This window comes from Sinobaca sp. SA16-1 (assembly GCF_059510515.1).
The window spans coordinates 712,217-730,706 of record NZ_JCAKFL010000001.1 but is presented as its reverse complement, the minus strand read 5'-3'; the positions used below and the strand labels follow the sequence as shown (position 1 = coordinate 730,706).

Here is an 18,490-nt window from a genome sequence, read left to right as displayed (position 1 = left end):
TCTCTTTTTTAAAGAATTGGAACAGACTGGTCTTTGCTGTTCGCAGCTAAAGGGTTTGTTACATTCGTGTAGACAGATTGTTCTTCCAGCGTTCCGGTAAGCTCATCCATATTGCGGAAGGTGGTAAGAAGGTTGGCTTTGCACGGAAGGGCAGGTTCCTCCAGCAGGCTTTCAATCAGACGGGAGGAAGACGACTCTGCGACCGGCTTCATTTGTTTCAGCTGCGTTCTAACGGCCTCAAGCAGCGGCTCTTCGTCGATAAGACCGCTCGTGCCAAACGCGTTGATGAGCCCGAAAATATGATTGTAGAAAAAATAATAACGAAGCCGTTCGTCGACAAGGGCATCTGAGCAGACGGTATGGCTTTTATCTTTTAATTCCGGCACAAACGACTCAAGGTAGGTTTCTTTAGAGGCAGCAAAATAATAGCCCTGGTTGTCACGGTAGTAAAAATGCTTCGGCCAGCCCTGCTCCCTCGTGAGAACAGCATTCTGCTGATGAGCCTCTAAAGCAATGCCATGGGTGAAATAAAGCCAGAGAATCGGCTGCAGGGAAATAGACAAATAGCGCTCAAACCAATCCAGGCTGACGTCCTCCAATGTCCGGTTCTCCTGCTTGGAGATAGATTCTATCACCCGGTATAAGTGGGATTTCTGTCCTTCCACCGGGTCCTGGCAGAGTCCGGCTATTAATGAGGTGTTTTCTTTGTTTTTTCCTTTGAACGGATTCTCCCGGATCACGGTTTCAAATCCGCTTTCGGTTTCTCCCTGAACATTGAGATAGGCGGGGTCTTTTGTAATAGAAAACCCGGGAAAGTAATCGTGAAGCTGTCCGCCGACAGCGCTGTTAAGTACGTCATGAATAACGAGTCCGCGTTCGAGTTCCATCCGTTTGTTCACACGAAGGGAATTGGTCACCTTCACAGGGATGGAAAGTTTGAGCATAATATCGCTTTCTTCGTTATACAACGTCCGGATGGAAGATGTCGCCGCAAAAGCAGGGCCCATCCGTCCGGCATCTATTATTTTTTTGTCATGCAGCCAGGCTTGTACATGAGGCTGTTCAAGCAGCGTAGAAGCCTGCAGGGGGTGAACCGGGATTAATGTATAGTCAGCGTACTTTTGCCACTTTCGGCGTTCGTCCGCCGAAAACAGGCTGAGAATTTTCTCTTCCGCCGATTCGCCGTCGGCGCTTTTTGCTTCAGCGAGGGAAGCGTGCACCCAAAAGTAGTGAAGAGTGAAGCGCCCTTTTGTTTCCGGTGAATACAGCAGGGTTTCCTGTTCGTTCATCCCCTGCCGGCTTTTCGGCGTCGGGTGAAACAAATGTCCGTACAGGAGGGACTGCTCGGATTCGATAAACGAGCGGCCGGCCCGGTAGAGGCTGGGCGTATCGGCGCTCCGGTTTTCCAGAAAGAAAGCAATATTTTCATAGCTTAAAAGAATCCGCTTCATCGCTTCCGGGACATGCCGGCTTGTTTTGTATTCCAGGGCAAGCTCCTTTAATAAGAGACTCGAAGCTGTTACTAAATCAGCATCGAGCCACTGCGCCTGCCGTTTTGCTTTATAAAGCAGCGGAAAGGAAAATAAATGCCTTCCCGTAAGTGATGCATAGTGAAGAGGAGCCATAAGCTCCATCTCCTGATGCGGCAGGTCAATATAAAGACGGCCGGCTTTCTGCTCTCCGGCTCCTGTTTCTCTGATGTAGCAATTTAAAAAGCTCTGCAGCGTAACTTCTTCCGCTATTTTTGTGTTATCCATGCGTTTCTTCCTCCTTTAAACGACGGCCGATCTTAAGAATAGAGCGGATCAGCTTAATAATCTGGTCTTCGGAAATGCTCGGATTTAACAAGGTTACTTTCAAATACTGCCTGCCTTCCAGGCGTGTTTTGGCTAAAATGGCCGTACCGTCAAAGAAAAGCTCTTCTTTAATGCGACGGTTCCATTCGTCTACAACAGCCGGTTCGCTTTCGTCATCGCGGTAGCGGAAAACAATCGCATTGGACGGCGGCGCGACGGGAACGTCTAATTCTTCCAGAGGCTGCATTTTTTCATAAAGAAACTGAACCGCTTCAATGGTCTGGTCAATAATGCCGCCCAGTGCTTTGGTACCGGTGCAGCGAAGCGTCATCCAGAGCTTTAAAGCGTCAAAGCGCCGGGACGTCTGAACAGATTTTCCGGCAAGGTGCACCATGCCCGATTCCTCATCCTCCGGAGGATTCAAATAATCGGCGTAATGGCTTGTATATTGAAAATTCTTTCCGTCATTGATTAGGAACGCGCCGCAGCTGACCGGCTGGTAAAACAATTTATGAAAATCAATGGTCAGGGAATCTGCTTTTTCTACTCCTTTAATCTGGCCGGCGTGCGTCTCGCTTAAAATTAATCCGGCCCCGTAAGCGGCGTCGACATGTAACCAGATATCTTCCTGATAGGCGAGAGAGGCCAATGCATCGAGCGGATCCACGCTGCCATAATCAGTGGTTCCGGCCGTAGCGAAAATGGCGATAGGCAGGAGTCCGTCCTGCTTGGCCTGCTCTAAAGCCCGGCGGCATGCTGCGGCGTCCATTTCCTGCTTATCATTAACCGGGACGGTGATAACAGAGTTTTCGCCTAGTCCAAGCTGAGAGGCGGCCTGTTTTACCGTGAAGTGGGCCCGTTCCGACGTGAAAATGCGAAATCGGGAAGCTTCCGGCGGCAGTCCATCCTGTTTGATGTTATGATGCAGCCTGTTGCTTGCATATTGATTACGGGCCATAAGAAGCCCCATATAATTTGATTGGGTACCTCCGCTCGTGAAGACGCCGTCCATTTCCGGAGAAAAGTCGAACAGCTCGCCGAGCCAGGAAATAAGCCGTTCCTCGGTAAACGTTGCAGCCGGACTCTGGTCCCAGGAATCCATGGACTGGTTTAACGTATTCAGAATAATTTCGCCTGCGAGTGCCGGAATCATAGGGGCACACTGGAGGTGAGCCATGCAGTAAGGATGCTGAACCATAACGGACTGTTTAATGACTTTTTCTTTTATATCTTCCAATACATCGGCAAATGGCTCTCCGTTAACGGAAGCCGGGGGAGAGGCGGCCAATGCATGTTTTATATCGTCAGGGTGGCTGCCGGAATACGGCTTATCCGTTTTCCTCAGCACGTCCGCCATTTCTGCGACGGTGTGATGCAGATCTATTTCAAAGCGCTCCAGACTGGAAGGGTCCAGGTGAAGCAGTGTTTGTTCTGTTGTATGCTGAAGCGTCTGATCTTTCATTAGTACCATCTAACAAGCCCCTTTCGATTTTTGATAATGAAAATCATTATCAATGGAGTGAGATAAAAAAAGCGCCTGACAGCGCGCCGATTTTCTGTAACGTTACCTAATGTATGCTATGGAAAATAATCTGTCAATCTATATGCCCGGAATCGGTAACAATCTATCATATTAGTAGAAATAACAAACAATTACCGGGAAAAAAAGAAGGCAGATAGACATACAAAAAAACAAAAGGACTAAAAAAAGCACCTCTATCGTTGAGCGATAAAGGTACCAGCTGGTGCAGCCATGCTATGTGAGGGCTTTGTCGTTTCGATCCACGACCCGCTGATAAAGCGAGTCAAACTGCTGGAGCTCTCTGGATGTGAGGGTCGACGTTTGGAGTCTGGCCCCGTGCCCGTAGACGACAGTGGTCAACAAACGCTTTGTGACGTCCTGGATGTCGAGCGGCCTGTCGTATAGTTCAGAAAGAGAGGACATGACCTTCGGGTTAATCCTCGGCCATTCATAGCGCACCGATTCGCCGTTAACAGCGATGGAATAGAATTCTTTCAGCAGTTCCGCCCGTTCTTCGCCGTATTCGGTGACGGCCAGGTAAATTTGGACGGCGATTCCGCCGCGGATGCGGCGCTGGGAAATGCCGGCAAACTTCCGGCCTCCCATACTAAGGTCATATGTTCCGGGGCAGTAGGAGCCGACCACTTCGTAAGCTTCAATAGGAAGCGGCGCATCAGAAAACACTTCTTTCATCAGCTCCCACATAAAGTCGTAGCCGCTGTTAATGGAAATACCGCGCTCTTCTTTCATAATAAGAGAAAGATTGTAGATGCCTTCATCGAGCACGACCGCAAGGCCGCCTGAATTCCGTACAATAACGCGGTAGCCCTGTTCTTCCAGATAACGGCATCCTTCCATAATATGTGGGAGGCGGCTGTCCTGAATCCCCAAGACAACAGTAGGAGAATGAACCCAGGACCGCATTACCGGGTCGGAGAGTCCTTCTCCGACGCTTGTACAGAGTGTGTCATCAAGCGCAAAGGACTGCAGCGGGTGATATTGAAGACCGGAGCTGGAATGATCGATCCAGCGCCAGTTTTGTCCGTTCCATTTATCATGCACGTTCATGTGACTATCTCCGTTTCTATAGTACATAAAGCAGGCAGCTGCTTTACTATTTATCTACTCAAATTCTCCTTATTATAGCAGACCGAAAGAGTGGATAAAAGCCAGCCGTGGCCGGGTTGTTTATATACGGGCAGCGGGCTGTATGGCTCCTTCTATGCTGTAGTCTTCCAGAGACAGGCTGATCTCCTGGTCCATCGCAAGTCTGGCCAGCTCGGCTCCAAGAAACGGGCCGGTTGTTAATCCGGAAGCGCCCAGGCCGTTAGCGGCCAGAAGTCCTTTTGTTTCCGGTACAAAACCAATTACCGGCAGAAAGCCCGGCGTGGAGGGACGGAAGCCGACACGAACTTCTTTAATCATGCTTTTTCTCAGGCCCGGTGCCATGTGAAGGGCACTTTCAAGAAGCTCGAGGTAACCTGCAGCCGTAGGCTGGGCGGTGGTGGCATAATCTTCGTGAGTAGCACCGACAACAATATGGCCATTGGAAAAAGGCACCATATAATGAGGGCCGGAAGGGATAACGACCGGCCAGTTTTCCGTGGCGGTATTTTCGATCTGCATATGCATAATCTGGGCCTTCTGGGACTCTACCGCAAAAGAAAGGCCGAGCGGCTCCAGACATTGATCCGCCCAGGCGCCGCCTGTAAGAATCACGCGGTCTGCATAGTAGTTCTCATTGTTCACGGTGACGCCCTGTACCGTACGGTTATCATGAATAAGAGACGCTTCTTCTCCCTGCACCCAGGAAGCTCCCAGCTGGCGGGCCGCTTCCAGCAGTGCCAGACGGAGAGCGCGGCCGTTTACTCTCGCTCCTCCGCTTACATAAACAGATTGGTAATGGTCTGCTAAAAGAGGAAAGGCCTGCTTTGTTTGTTTTTCATTTAATGAGAAAACGTGGCCGATTTCCGGCGCCTGTTCCCGACGCTTGATGGCTCTTTCCGCGGTTTTTGCTTTTCGGTTGCCATCCCGGTGCAGGCTTAAGGCACCCGTGCTTTTATAACCGGTATCATGCTGGCCCAGTGCCTCCAGCTGTTTAATCAAATCCGGGTAATAGGCAGCGCCGTTCCGGGCCAGAAAGTACCATGGTTTGTTTCTTCTTTGAGAAAGCCATGGGCATACGATACCAGCACCCGCATCAGTTGCCTGGCCGGCATGCGCCCGATCCACTACAGTGACGTTTGCTCCGGAAGCGGCCAGGTGATACGCTGTGGAAGCACCGAGAATTCCTGCTCCAATGACAATGTAATCAGACATAATGTATCTCCTTTTTGTATCGTTTCTTCTGCTAGCTTACATGATTTCAGCGTGTGTTTCACGAATTCTTTCCTTATAGATCAATACAATTGCAGAAAAAATGAAACAAAACGAATTATTCGCTCGTAAAATAAAAGAGGCATAAAAATGAACGTACCAGGGGGTCACATGAAAGCAAAACCAGTTGAACGTTATGATGTGAATATGTGGTTTTTATTGTTTTTATTTGGTGTCTTCAGCTGCCTGGCTATTTTTACAGCCCAGGAGATGGCGCAGTATGAAAATAATTTCATGATAAGGCAGGCCGTTTTTTTTCTGCTCGCTTTTGCGATTACCTTTGTTGTCCAGCATATTGATTTTGAATACTACTTAAAAATGTCCTGGGTACTGTATGGGTTTGGATTATTTCTTCTCATCGTCCTATTATTTGCGCCGGAAAGTATTGCACCAACCATTAACGGGGCTAAACGCTGGTTTACGCTGCCCGTTGTCGGTAATTTTCAGCCTTCTGAATTAATGAAAATATTCGTTATTTTGTTATTAAGTACAATTATCTATAATCATAACCGTATGTACCAGGAACGTACGATTCAAACGGACTGGAAGCTGTTCGGTAAAATGGCTATGGTGGTTATTCCTCCGGTTCTTATTCTCACCCAGCAGCCGGATATGGGAATGATCATGATGACAGGGGCTATTTTTGCGGCGCTTCTTATTGTATCTGGTATAACGTACAAAATTCTCATACTATTATTTGGAATCCCGATACTTGGAATGGCTTTGTTTTTATTCGCCTTCTTCCGATTTCCGGGAGTAGTCGAAACGGTTTTGTTTGCTAATTTATCTGATTATCAGGTGAGCCGCTTTTACGGCTGGCTGAATCCATTTGAATATGTGGATGAAGGATTTCAGGCAGCACGCGCTATTTCCTTAATAGGAACAGGCGGCCTTACAGGAAGCAACGAAAATATCTATCTGCCTGAGGCGCATACCGATTTTATTTTCGCTGTTATCAGTCATAATGCCGGATTTCTTGGAGGCGCACTGCTGCTTATTTTATATTTTGTTCTGCTTTATCTCATCATCATGATTGCCTTTAGATGCCACCACGCCTATGGCACATTAATATGTGTAGGCATTGTTGGAATGCTTGCGTTTCAGGTGTTTCAAAATATCGGCATGAACGTTGGTTTTCTTCCTGTGACCGGGTTTACGCTGCCCTTTATCAGTTATGGAGGCAGTTCTCTTGTTACGACTATGCTGGCAGTAGGCATTGCCCTGAGCGTCCGATTTCATAGTAAGCAGTTTATGTTTTCAAGCAGCGATTCGGAATAAAAAAGAAGACTTATAATTCAAGAGGTTTTTACACTTGGCTGTATTATCCACAGTAAGGATGGCATTTTCGCACCTTCATTTACTGAAGGTGTTTTTGTTACGGAAGCAAAAAAAGGAGAGAAAAGTAAAGATGATGAATTTTTTTCGTATTTTCTTTTTATGCAGTATTCGGCTGGTACTGGGATTAGTTATGATTGCTGCCGGAGTGGAAAAGGTTTGGGATATCAGTACATACTTAAACGTGTTTGATACCTCCCCGTTGTTTTCTTCCGCTGCCCATCTGACAGCTATTATTGAAATGCTCGCGGGATTAATGATTATTGCTGGTTTCTTTATTAGGAGCTCCGCTGTTTTTCTGCTTCTGCCATTGTTTATCGCTTTGTTAATTATCCCTTATCACCCGGGCTGGTTTATTAGCGACTACACCCAGGTGGCTGTACTATTTGTGCTCTGCTTCGTACTGATTGGTGTAAAAAAACATCCGTTTGCGATACCCATCGTCATATCGCCGGATCCCTCATCTTCGTAAAAGAATATGGGCCGTGTGCTTGTTGAAGAATACATAAGAATCAAAAAAGAGCTGCTGTTGGAGCGGCTTTTTTTCTTGGGAAAAATACGGGCGGAGCTCCCGAGGGAATGTGATATAGTAGAGAAACGTGATTTTACGAACGGTTGAACCTTTGCCGAACAATGACTGCTTTAAAAATATTCTATGAGAGAGGAGGGTATTTGTTGGATTCTTTACATGGCTCTATACAATCTATTATTGAAGAAGCCGGGTGGCTGGCGCCTATTTTATTTATTCTTCTCCACCTGATAAGACCGATGTTATTTATACCGGTGCTGCTCTTATGTATGGCAGGCGGCGTGTTCTTCGGATTTCTTTACGGGACACTGTATTCGGTGATTGGCTTATCTTTATCAAGCCTTATCTTTTACAAGCTGATCCATGTTTTTCCAAGCCTTCACCGTAAGATTACTTCATTGAAAGAGAAGCTGCTCGGAGACAGAAAAGTAACCCTCGGACAGGTTATGGTCCTCCGTCTGCTTCCGTTTATGCATTTTTATTTGTTATCCCTCTACTTAATAGAAATGACAAAGTCTTTAAAAGAATATATGTACTATTCTACAGCCGGTATCCTGCTGCCCTCCATTATTTACACTGCTTTTGGCCGAGCCATAACGGAAATGCCCTGGTACCTCTCTGTTCTTATGGCAGCGCTTCTGCTCGTTGTATATAAATTGTTCGGAAAAAGCCGGGAGCCGGAGCCGGAAGGATCAAGTATTTAAAAAAACCGGGAGGCCCTGTACAGGACTTCCCGGTTTTTTGCTGTGCATTTATACAATTCCTTTAGGAAAGCCATCTTTCTCGGCTTTCTCGCGTATTTTTCTACGATGGATAATAACGTTAATTTCCGCGCCTACCATGAGAATAATACCAATCAAATAGAACCACAGCATTAACACAATAATACCGCCGAGGCTTCCGTACGTCGCGGAATAATTGGCGAAGTTGCTGACATAAAAAGAAAAGCCTAAGGAAATGACCTGCCAGAGCACCGCCGTTATTAAAGCGCCGGGAAGAATTTCCTTGAAAGGATACGTTTTGTTTGGGGCAAAATGATATAGTGCCGACAATACAATAATCATGGCTGCAATACTAATCACCCAGCGCAGAATTTGAAATAAAATGGCTGTCTGTGTCGGAAGATTTACTACCGAATTAATAAAATCAATAATGACGTTACCAAAAATAGGAAGAACCAAAGCGATCACAACAGCTAGAATCATTCCAATAGTAAGGGCAAGAGACATCAGTCTTACTTTAATAAATGATCTCGTTTCCTCCACGTCATACGCCTGATTGGAAGCCTGGATAAAGGCGTTAACACCATTGGAGGCAGACCAGAGTGTTCCAATGATACCAATACCGAGAAGACCGCCCTGCGGTGTTGTAACGAGACTTACAATGTTTTCTTCAAAAATAGCGGCCATTTCGCCGGGGATTACATTTTCTACTACTTCCATTGCTCGATCCGGTGCAATATTAAAATAAGGAAGAAGCGACAGCAGCAGAATCATCAGCGGTACAATAGCAAGAAGATAATAATAGGCCTGGGCAGCACCGAGCAGGGTGACGTTATCTTTTTTGAATTCCTGGCCAAGTTCTTTCGCATATCCTTTTAGTTTGTTCATATAGGCCTCCTTTCCGAATGGTTCACATTATGTAAAAAAGAAAGAAAATAGTACGCTATTTTCTTTCTTTTTTCGTTGCAAACTTGGAATACAAATCAATTGCTGTATTGCCCCAGTCAAGCATTCGGTTTACTTCGTAAGAGTAAGAAGCTTTTGCTTCCTCTTCAACCATATTGGTCGTACGTACATTGTGCTGCAGGGAACGCAGCGACGGTTTTGTTTCTTTAAAAGAATCAAGCAGAACCTGTACAGATTGCTTTTTGTATTCAATATCTTCATTGATAAGCTCTGTCTTCTGCTGAATTCCCTCCGCTTTATCAGTTAATGATTCAATACGTGATTGAATCCGACCACTGACGGTATTGAGTTCTTTGATCGTACTTGTCGTGTTTTTGAAAATTTTAATAGCATAAATAGCAAGAAACACAATTGCCAGTACAACGATAGCGATACTGACATATAAAAGCCATATCATTAACTTCACCTCCTTTCTGTTGTTTACCCTGATTTGAAAGCTTTTAAAACGGTATTCTGTTTATCACATTATACGAAGAAGAAAATAAACAAAAATATATTTATAAAAATAATATTCTTTTTACAAATAATCGTCTCATTTTGCAAATAGTAACATTACAAAAATGGAACAAGGAAAGCCCTTACAATATTTATGAAAGCCTATTAATATAAGGTTTAGAAGCAGGCGCTTATGCTTTTATTTCATTGAATTTTGCAAAATGAGATATAGGAGTGTGAATCATGGTCCTTGACCAGAGAAGAACATCTATCCTGCATTTAATATCCCAGTCTTCTGAAAGAGTAGAAGTAAGGGAGCTCACGGAAGCACTGGGAGTCTCACAACGAACCATTTATTATGACATCAGCCAAATAAACGGTTGGTTGGAAAGAGAGGGGCTGCCGCCTATAAAAAAAGAATATGGCAAAGGTTTTTACATTCCGCTGGATGCTAAAGAGCAGCTGCCCTCCAAACTGCAGCTTCAAAATGAATGGGAGTACCGATTTTCTGGAAAAGAAAGGCAGTACCTGCTTATTTTGTTTCTATTATCCAGAAAAAAGCCGGCTTCTTTAAGAGAGCTGCAGCATCTCACGCAAGTAAGCCGGGGGACCTTGTTCCGCGATTTAAAAAGGACATCAGCGGCTCTAAAGATTCAGGATTTGGAATTAGTCCATGTTAAAAACGAAGGGTATTCAGTAAAAGGAAATGAAACAAAGAAAAGAAAACTGCTGACTCAATGCATTTCCGATGTTCTGGCAAAGCCGGAATCAGCGCAGCTTCGCGAAAAAGCACAGGCGGTGATTAATCCCGGTTCTAAGACAGAAGAAGAACTTGTTCCTTATCTGGAGTATGAGGTCACGTTAATAGAAAAAGAGCTCAAGGTTTCTTTTACTGAGCATGTCGTTCAGTTTCTGGTCTATCAGCTTCTAATTTCATTAAAAAGACAGTCCACATCAACAGCAGAAGAGATAGATCAGGAAGAAAAGGACATCCTAAAGCAGACTGACAGCTATCTGGCTGTAAAACGTCTCTCAGAGCGCATACAAAAAAACGGGTGTGCTCCATTAGAAGAGGTTGAAAAATTTCAATTAACGATGCAGATTCTTGGTTCGCGTGTCCATCACGCTGCACCACAGTCTTCAGCAAAGATAGAAGAAGAAAAACTAAGAAGAGTTATTACTAAAATTGTTGATGATTTTCAGTTAATTGGCTGTCTGCTTCTTGAAGAAAGAAAGCAGTTGGAAAATAACCTGCTGGCCCATTTAAAGCCGGCTTATTACCGAATGAAATACGATCTGCCGATAAGCGGCGGTTATGCTGAAAAAATCGAAACGGAATATCCAGATGTTTTCTATTTAACAAAACGGTCGCTGTCACACCTGGAATCTTTTATAGGCAGACCGGTACCGGAAGAAGAAGCTGCGTATGTTGCAATGCACTTTGGAGGGTGGCTGAAACGTGGAGATCATCAGTCTATAAAGCATTTTAGAGCGTTCGTTGTCTGCGAAAATGGAATAGCCGCTTCCGGCATGCTCCGCTCTCAGTTGGAAACGCTTTTGCCGGAAGTATTTATCGCCGGTACTTTGTCTGTAAGAGAATACAATCAGCATGCATGCGATGCGGATATTATTTTTTCCACCTCTTTTATTAAACAAAAGGTTTCTCCTGTCATCTATGTGCCCGCGCTGCTCAATGATAAAGAAAGGGAGCGGATTGCAGCTCAGCTGAAACAAATGCTTCATACAGAAAAAGCAGGGGAAGAAGCTCATTTGATTTCCCTGATCGAAGAACACGCTACGATCCATGATCATAAAGCGCTTCAAAAGAAAATACATTCCTTTTTACAAAATAATCATTCTATAAAGGAGACACATAAACCTATGCTGGAAGAACTTCTTACTCCTAAGACAATTCAGCTTGCCGAGAAAGCAGAAAGCTGGGAGGAAGCAGTAAGACAGGCTTCTCTCCCACTTTTGAAAGATGAAAGTATAAAGAGCAGCTATGTGGATGCCATGATTGAAAACATTTATGAGAATGGAGCTTATGTGGTTATCGCTCCGCAGATTGCGATTCCGCACGCCCGGCCGGACGCAGGGGTGGAACGGCTTGGAATGAGTCTGCTCCGCCTGCGCACGCCGGTTTTCTTCTCTGAAGACCCGAAGCACCAAGCCTCGCTTATTATCGTGCTGGCAGCGGTAGATAATGAAACACATCTAAAAGCTTTATCGCAGCTGACGGAAATGCTTTCAGAGCCGGATAATATTCATCATTTATTAAATGCAGAATCACAAGATGAGGTACTATCTCTTGTATCTAAATATTCCTATAAATAAAAATGGAGGGTTTACGATGAAAAAAATATTAGTTGTATGTGGTAATGGATTAGGAAGTTCGATGATTGTTTCAATGAATGTACAGAGCATTTTAAAAGATATGAATATAGAAGCAGATGTTTCCCATACAGATCTAACAACAGCTAAGACAGAAGCGGCGGATTTATATATCGGATCAGAAGATATCCTCGGAAACATTAATGATGGCACAAGAAACGTAGCACTGCTGAATAACTTATTAGATAAAAAAGAACTTCGGACAGCATTGGAAACACACCTCTAATACAAACAGAAAAAAGGAGGAAAGGAAATAATGATAGATCTTATTATGAATGACCTGCTGGGCACACCTGAACTGCTGGTTGGAATGTTTGCCTTTCTCGGCCTGCTTCTACAACGGAAAGCTATCGCAGATGTCGTTTCCGGTACACTGAAAACAATCCTTGGCTTTGTCATTCTCGGGGCCGGGGCGACAGTAATAATTGGTTCACTGGATCAATTCAGTCAAATGTTTAATCATGCATTTAATGTAGATGGCGTTATTCCTAACAACGAAGCGATTGTAGCTGTAGCCCAGGATTCATTTGGCACAGAAACAGCGATGATTATGCTGTTTGGGATGGTAACCAACATCGTACTGGCACGTTTTACGCCATTTAAATACATCTTTTTAACCGGTCATCATATTATGTTCATGGCCTGCCTGATCGCAGTTATTTTGACTACCGGCGGTATGTCAGGTATTGGCATGATAGCACTGGGAGCTATTATTCTTGGTTCTTTAATGGTATTGTTTCCTGCAATGCTTCAACCGTACACGAGACAAATCACTCAGTCGGATGATATCGCAGTTGGACATTTTGGATCTTTCGGTTATCTTGTAGCCGGTTTTTTAGGCACTAAATTCGGAAACAAAGAAAAATCCACAGAAGATATTAAAGTTCCTAAAGCATTAGGATTTCTCCGGGATACTTCTGTAGCTGTTTCATTAACAATGGTTATTCTGTTCATCGTCGTTGGGTTATTCGCCGGCGGACAATATGTAGAGACAGAGTTAAGCGGCGGACAGAATTTCCTGATTTTTTCTCTTATGCAGGGACTGGCCTTTGCAGCTGGAGTTTATATTATTTTAGCCGGGGTTCGTATGCTCTTAGGAGAGATTGTTCCAGCCTTTAAAGGAATAGCCGATAAAGTGGTGCCAAATGCCAAGCCGGCATTGGACGCTCCTGCAGTCTTTCCGTTTGCCAATAACGCAGTTATTATCGGCTTTATGTTCAGTTTTATCGCAGGATTGATCAGTATGCTGTTTCTTCCTCTTTTCGGTCTGGCTGTTATCGTTCCTGGTCTTGTACCGCACTTCTTTACTGGAGCTGCAGCCGGTGTGTTTGGTAATGCTACCGGAGGAAGAAGAGGAGCAATTATTGGAGCAATGGCGAATGGTGTCATGATAAGCTTTCTACCTGCTTTATTACTGCCCCTCCTTGGAGAAATAGGATTTCAAAGTACTACGTTTGGAGATGCAGATTTTGGAGTAGTTGGACTTATACTCGGTAATCTAAGTCTGGCGATCAATTCTACCGCTTTATTCACTTTAGTTGTTCTGGCAGTGCTGAGTATTTTTATAGGTGTAGGATGGAAAATCAGCAAAAAGAAAAAAAGAGAAGAAGCAAAAGCTGCATAATATATAAAAAACGCCTTCGGTTTTCCTCCGAAGGCGTTTTTTTATTCATTAATCCGGGGCGGGTCATATTGTCCAAACCACTTAAATCTGCTTTTGGAAACGTATAAATAGAGCGGCGAGCCCACTTTATCTATAAGGGGTAGATACAGGAGAGCTCCTGGAACCCTTACTCCGGGGAGTTCTATTAATAGGCGGCGGATAGCATAGAATCCTTTCATCACTACACCCTGGCTGGTTAGCATATGAATTTCTTCGTAAATGTTTCTGCCCTGCAGATAAGGATAAGCATCCGGTTCCTGTTTTGCCGTTTGGGCTGCGATCCAGCGCAGCTTGTTATTTTTATCCAGTTTATTTAAATTTTTCTTTAAATGATAACAGAGCGGGCAGGAAGCGTCATAAAAGACGAAATGCTGTGTCATGCCGGTTCATCTCCTTTTTCTTCTCATTCACTACTTCCGTTGAAAATAAACCCGCTCCCTCTTATGAGTCCCTTGGCAGAAAATTTTATTGTTATAGTAAAGAGATTATCTGCCAGGAAATTTATCTTATACATCGGAATAATGAAATAAATCCTGAAAAAGAACGGATATTTTTATGCAAACAGTATATAATACATGTATATTCTTCTTTTTTTCAACAGTTCTTTTTAAGATGAGAAAATCCATTCATACGCTGGGAAAGAGAAAGAATAAATGTAACACTTTCATTATACCGACATATTATATTGTAAAAGGAGGTTGCATGAAACCATGCAGAATTTAACAAGAAACATATTAATTGCACTTGTTCTCGGACTAATTGTAGGTCTTGCCTTAAACTACGTACCGGATAATGTGTTTAGTACTATTGATACTTATATTTTGACCCCGGTCGGCCAGATTTTCCTTAACCTGATTACGATGCTCGTTGTTCCGATTGTATTTATCTCTATCGCTTTAGGAACAGCCAGTCTGAAAGATCCCGTTCAGCTGGGCAGAATTGGTACTAAGACCATTACGTTCTACATTACGACAACGGTTATTGCCTTGTTGATCGGTCTTTCTTTAGCTTATCTTATCCAGCCGGGACAAGCCGGAATATTCGATACAGCATCTGCTGAGTATGAACCGGAAGCCGCTCCGCCGATTATGGATACGCTTTTGAACATTATTCCAAGCAATCCTGTGGAAGCGATGGCTAACGCAGAAATGCTTCAGATTATTGCTGTTGCCCTATTCCTTGGTATCGCCCTGGCACGCCTTGGCGATAAGACAGCAGGCATTCAAAAGTTACTCGAACAGGGTAACGATGTAATGATGTTCCTTGTTAATATCGTAATGTACACAGCACCGTTTGGTGCGTTTGCTTTAATTGCGTCCGCTCTTGGAGACGCAGGAATTGATGGACTTCAGTCTATGGGCATGTACATGCTCACTGTTATTGGGGCATTGATACTTCATGCAGCCATTACGTACAGCATAGCTATCGCGTGGCTTGGGAAAACAAACCCGCTTACGTTCTTCAAAAACTTCTTCCCGGCTATGACCGTGGCATTTAGTTTATCCAGTTCAAGTGGTGCCCTGCCGATTTCGATGAAAACGGCGCAGGAAAATCTGGGAGTCAGTAAACCTGTCAGCAGTTTCGTCCAGCCGCTCGGTGCCACCATCAACATGGATGGGACGGCCATTATGCAGGCAGTAGCTACGATCTTTATTGCTCAGGTATACGGAGTAGAATTAGGCGTTTCCCAACTGGTAATGGTCGTTCTTACGGCTACGCTGGCTAGTATTGGAACGGCCGGTGTGCCGGGTGTTGGCCTGATTATGCTCTCGCTGGTCCTTCAGCAGGTAGGTCTGCCGGTCGAAGGTATTGCCTTGATCCTTGGTGTAGACAGACTGCTTGATATGCTTCGTACAGCCTTGAATATTACAGGTGATGCTACATGTGCCTATGTAGTAGATAGAGGAGAAAAAGCAAAAGAAGGAAAAGCCACCGGGCTGCCTGAATCATAATAAATAAAAAGAACAGTCGTTTGATGCGGCTGTTCTTTTTTGTATATATTGTAAACCATTTATAATAATAGGTTTACAATATATATTCATTTTGTATATACTAAGACATATTGAATAGGGAGGAAAGAAAATGATTGTTCGTTCACATTTACATGGAATGATTTTAGCGTCTTTTTTTGCAGCGATGATGATGATTGGAGCCAATATTACATCGATGGTGCCATTTTTAGTGATTGGAGGGGTACCAATCACCCTGCAGACAGCCGTAAGTGTGTCTGCCGGTTTATTCTTAGGGAAAAAATACGGGGCGCTTTCGATTGTTATTTACGTATTGATTGGACTGGCAGGAATGCCTGTATTCGCTCAATGGTCCGGCGGCATTGGTACCATTTTCTCACCTACATTTGGATTTATACTATCTTATATTGCCACAGCGTACATAGTCGGAAAGCTGACCGAACACAACCGGACGTTTAAACGGTTGGCTGCGGCCGCTCTATTGGGTACAGCGGTCAACTATCTTATTGGCACAAACTGGATGTATATGGCTTACATGCTTTGGTTTGCTGCCCCAGAAGCGTTTTCTTATTGGATGGCCTGGGCCTGGATGATGGTGCCGCTGCCTAAAGATATTGTACTGGCCTTTCTCGCCGCCTGGTTCAGCCTGCGGGTCTACCATTCAATGTATGCGAAAAAGCGGATGCCTTCCACAAAAGGCGGGGTCGCTTAGTGGGAATTTCCTGGATGGGACGGGCGGACCGAATAATAAAGGAGCGCGACCAGCTGACAAGAAAAGAGGCGCTCGCATTTTTACAGGAAGACGATACAGAAATACTGGGCCAGCTGAATGCAGCTTATCAAATTCGTTATTACTATTACAAAAATGAAGTAAAGCTCAACTCTTTAATTAATATCAAATCAGGGCTCTGCCCGGAAAACTGCGGGTACTGCTCTCAATCCAAAGACTCGGCCGCGGTTATTCCTAAATACAAAATACGGTCTAAAGAAGAAATCGTGGAAGGCGCCAGAGAGGCAGATGCCAGAGGAGCCGGGACTTATTGTATTGTAGCAAGCGGCAGGGGACCGGCCAAAAAAGAACTGGCTGTTGTGATGGAAGCGGTGCAGGAAATTAAAGCGACGACCGGCCTGAAGCTTTGCGCCTGTCTCGGCCTTTTGGAAACAGAGCAGGCCGAGGCGCTTCATGCGTCCGGCGTGGACCGGTATAACCACAATATTAATACGTCCAGCCGTTTTCATGAAAATGTCGTAACCACTCATACCTTTAAAGATCGTACAGATACCATTCAGGCGGTAAAACAGGCTGGGATATCTCCGTGCTCCGGTATTATCGCAGGAATGGGGGAAACAGAAGAAGACATAGTAGACATGCTGTTCTCCTTAAGAGACATCGATGCCGATTCTGTACCGATTAATTTTTTGCATGCTATCGATGGGACGGCTTTCGAAGGCAGGGATCTGCTGACTCCCTTGCGCTGTCTACAGATAGCGGCTCTCGCCCGGTTTATCCTTCCTGCTAAAGAAATCCGTATTGCCGGCGGGCGTGAGGAGAAGCTTCGTTCCCTGCAGCCGATGGCTTTATATGCGGCCAATTCTGTATTTCTCGGTGATTACTTGACGACAAAAGGCCAGGAATGGGAAAAAGACATCGCTTTTATTAAAGATGCAGGTTTTACGGTTGAAGCTTCCGCATACAACAGAAGTGCAGAAATGTATTCATAAAAAAAGCCATCCGCCGCGGATGGCTTTTTTGCGTTATTTAAAAGGAAATGTACTTTCTAGGGTTAACGACGTTTGATTTGCTGACGTTCCAGCTGCCTTCGTGAATTTCAAAATGCAGGTGCGGACCGGAAGAACGGCCGGTGCTGCCCATAATTCCGATCGACTGGCCCTGACGGACGCTTTGGCCGGCGGATACATTGAATGATTTCAAATGGGCATACAGCGTATTAAAATGTCTGCCGCCAATCGTGTGGGAAACAATAACTGTATTTCCGTATCCAGTCATAAATCTTGCAGACGTTACGGTTCCGGAAGCAGAAGCTGCAATGCTTACATTTGAACGATTGCCTTGAGCTACATCAATTCCATGATGAGAAGAACCGTTCCTTGACCCGAACTCTGAGCTGATTCTGCCGCTTGCCGGTACAATGAATCCGCTGGAAGCAGGAGCAGGTGCCTTAGTACTGGAAACCTGTGTGCTGTTTCCGGAAGAAGAGGCTCTTATATTGCCTTTAAGGGCGTTAAACGTTCTTGCGCCGGCTACCCCGTCAACAGAAAGCTTAGCGGCTGATTGAAATGAGCGGACCGCGCTTGTAGTGCGGGCACCGAATACCCCGTCAGCGGTTCCGCTGTTAAAACCTTTGCTGTTCAACGATTGCTGAAGGGTCTTTACGTCATTTCCACGGCTGCCCTGACGAAGCACTCTGGATAAAGCGCTGCTGCTCGTGGAAGCGGCAGGAGCCTTTGTTACATTAGACGAAGAAGAACCGGAAGAAACTTTCATTTTGCTGAATGTTTGTGGACCGGCAATGCCGTCAGCACCTATTCCTGCACTTCTCTGATAGGATTTTAAAGCATTCCCCGTTTGGGCACCGAATATTCCATCGGCTGCGCCGGCCTGAAAGCCTTTGGAACTGAGCCATTGCTGCAGCTCAGACACATCAGAGTGCCTCATTCCCTGTCGAAGGGTCTGGTCTCCGAGAGCGGCATCAGCCATAGTCGGGGTGAAAAGTAGAATCGCAGCGAGCATCGTAGATATGGCTATTTTCTTCATTGTATCTTG

The 18,490-nt window shown here is 44.9% G+C and carries 17 protein-coding genes; 9 read left to right on the top strand and 8 right to left on the bottom strand.

Annotated features, from left to right (window positions below; genetic code table 11):
* Nucleotides 1–8: 8 nt before the first annotated feature.
* The 4 genes from AC5W2J_RS03565 to AC5W2J_RS03550 all read right to left on the bottom strand — a co-directional run bounded on the left by AC5W2J_RS03565 (nucleotide 9) and on the right by AC5W2J_RS03550 (nucleotide 5,637).
* On the bottom strand, nucleotides 9–1,757 hold the full coding sequence (locus AC5W2J_RS03565; protein ID WP_496058109.1) for an IucA/IucC family protein: 1,749 nt from the start codon (nucleotides 1,755–1,757) through the stop codon (nucleotides 9–11).
* On the bottom strand, nucleotides 1,750–3,267 hold the full coding sequence (locus AC5W2J_RS03560; protein ID WP_496058108.1) for a pyridoxal phosphate-dependent decarboxylase family protein: 1,518 nt from the start codon (nucleotides 3,265–3,267) through the stop codon (nucleotides 1,750–1,752). The genes AC5W2J_RS03565 and AC5W2J_RS03560 overlap by 8 nt, the downstream gene beginning before the upstream one ends.
* A gap of 285 nt (nucleotides 3,268–3,552) precedes the next feature.
* Nucleotides 3,553–4,386 (bottom strand): lipoate--protein ligase family protein, encoded by an 834-nt coding sequence (locus AC5W2J_RS03555; protein WP_496058107.1) that lies wholly within the window; start codon nucleotides 4,384–4,386, stop codon nucleotides 3,553–3,555.
* A 120-nt stretch (nucleotides 4,387–4,506) separates the two neighbouring features.
* Complete coding sequence (locus tag AC5W2J_RS03550; protein ID WP_496058106.1) at nucleotides 4,507–5,637, bottom strand: NAD(P)/FAD-dependent oxidoreductase; 1,131 nt, start codon at nucleotides 5,635–5,637, stop codon at nucleotides 4,507–4,509.
* Nucleotides 5,638–5,805: 168 nt separating this feature from the next.
* Here AC5W2J_RS03550 and AC5W2J_RS03545 point away from each other — a divergent pair, with 168 nt between their 5' ends.
* The 3 genes from AC5W2J_RS03545 (at nucleotide 5,806) to AC5W2J_RS03535 (ending at nucleotide 8,262) form a co-directional block, all read left to right on the top strand.
* Nucleotides 5,806–6,972, top strand: a complete 1,167-nt coding sequence (locus AC5W2J_RS03545; RefSeq protein WP_496058105.1) for an FtsW/RodA/SpoVE family cell cycle protein — start codon at nucleotides 5,806–5,808, stop codon at nucleotides 6,970–6,972.
* A 130-nt stretch (nucleotides 6,973–7,102) separates the two neighbouring features.
* A complete protein-coding gene (locus tag AC5W2J_RS03540) occupies nucleotides 7,103–7,501 on the top strand; it encodes a DoxX family protein (protein ID WP_496058104.1) in 399 nt (132 codons plus the stop codon).
* Between the two features lie 203 nt (nucleotides 7,502–7,704).
* Complete coding sequence (locus tag AC5W2J_RS03535; protein ID WP_496058103.1) at nucleotides 7,705–8,262, top strand: TVP38/TMEM64 family protein; 558 nt, start codon at nucleotides 7,705–7,707, stop codon at nucleotides 8,260–8,262.
* A gap of 48 nt (nucleotides 8,263–8,310) precedes the next feature.
* Here AC5W2J_RS03535 and AC5W2J_RS03530 read toward each other — a convergent pair whose 3' ends face one another.
* Together AC5W2J_RS03530 and AC5W2J_RS03525 are read right to left on the bottom strand one after the other, a co-directional pair.
* Nucleotides 8,311–9,168, bottom strand: a complete 858-nt coding sequence (locus AC5W2J_RS03530) for a YihY/virulence factor BrkB family protein (RefSeq protein WP_496058102.1) — start codon at nucleotides 9,166–9,168, stop codon at nucleotides 8,311–8,313.
* Between the two features lie 55 nt (nucleotides 9,169–9,223).
* Nucleotides 9,224–9,643 (bottom strand): DUF948 domain-containing protein, encoded by a 420-nt coding sequence (locus AC5W2J_RS03525; protein WP_496058101.1) that lies wholly within the window; start codon nucleotides 9,641–9,643, stop codon nucleotides 9,224–9,226.
* Between the two features lie 281 nt (nucleotides 9,644–9,924).
* Between AC5W2J_RS03525 and AC5W2J_RS03520 the strand changes: the two genes are divergently transcribed.
* From AC5W2J_RS03520 to ulaA, 3 genes are read left to right on the top strand one after another with little or no spacing between them, the layout of a single operon-like run.
* On the top strand, nucleotides 9,925–12,015 hold the full coding sequence (locus AC5W2J_RS03520) for a BglG family transcription antiterminator (RefSeq protein WP_496058100.1): 2,091 nt from the start codon (nucleotides 9,925–9,927) through the stop codon (nucleotides 12,013–12,015).
* Nucleotides 12,016–12,031: 16 nt separating this feature from the next.
* Nucleotides 12,032–12,298: a PTS sugar transporter subunit IIB gene (locus AC5W2J_RS03515; protein ID WP_496058099.1), complete on the top strand. Its 267-nt coding sequence runs from the start codon at nucleotides 12,032–12,034 to the stop codon at nucleotides 12,296–12,298.
* 30 nt (nucleotides 12,299–12,328) lie between these two features.
* Nucleotides 12,329–13,696 (top strand): PTS ascorbate transporter subunit IIC, encoded by a 1,368-nt coding sequence (gene ulaA / locus AC5W2J_RS03510; RefSeq protein WP_496058098.1) that lies wholly within the window; start codon nucleotides 12,329–12,331, stop codon nucleotides 13,694–13,696.
* Between the two features lie 41 nt (nucleotides 13,697–13,737).
* On the opposite strand, the gene AC5W2J_RS03505 is transcribed toward ulaA, so the two are convergent.
* Nucleotides 13,738–14,115: a thiol-disulfide oxidoreductase DCC family protein gene (locus AC5W2J_RS03505; protein WP_496058097.1), complete on the bottom strand. Its 378-nt coding sequence runs from the start codon at nucleotides 14,113–14,115 to the stop codon at nucleotides 13,738–13,740.
* Nucleotides 14,116–14,445: 330 nt separating this feature from the next.
* Here AC5W2J_RS03505 and AC5W2J_RS03500 point away from each other — a divergent pair, with 330 nt between their 5' ends.
* The 3 genes from AC5W2J_RS03500 to bioB all read left to right on the top strand — a co-directional run bounded on the left by AC5W2J_RS03500 (nucleotide 14,446) and on the right by bioB (nucleotide 17,427).
* Nucleotides 14,446–15,687, top strand: a complete 1,242-nt coding sequence (locus AC5W2J_RS03500; protein WP_496058096.1) for a dicarboxylate/amino acid:cation symporter — start codon at nucleotides 14,446–14,448, stop codon at nucleotides 15,685–15,687.
* A gap of 130 nt (nucleotides 15,688–15,817) precedes the next feature.
* A complete protein-coding gene (locus tag AC5W2J_RS03495) occupies nucleotides 15,818–16,417 on the top strand; it encodes a biotin transporter BioY (RefSeq protein WP_496058095.1) in 600 nt (199 codons plus the stop codon).
* A 14-nt stretch (nucleotides 16,418–16,431) separates the two neighbouring features.
* Entirely contained in the window at nucleotides 16,432–17,427 is a 996-nt protein-coding gene (gene bioB / locus AC5W2J_RS03490) for a biotin synthase BioB (RefSeq protein ID WP_496058222.1), read from the top strand.
* A 37-nt stretch (nucleotides 17,428–17,464) separates the two neighbouring features.
* Here the strand turns inward: bioB and AC5W2J_RS03485 are convergent, their stop codons facing one another.
* The gene (locus AC5W2J_RS03485; RefSeq protein ID WP_496058094.1) at nucleotides 17,465–18,457 is read right to left on the bottom strand and encodes a peptidoglycan-binding protein; all 993 of its coding nucleotides are present in this window, start codon (nucleotides 18,455–18,457) and stop codon (nucleotides 17,465–17,467) included.
* Nucleotides 18,458–18,490 lie beyond the last annotated feature (33 nt).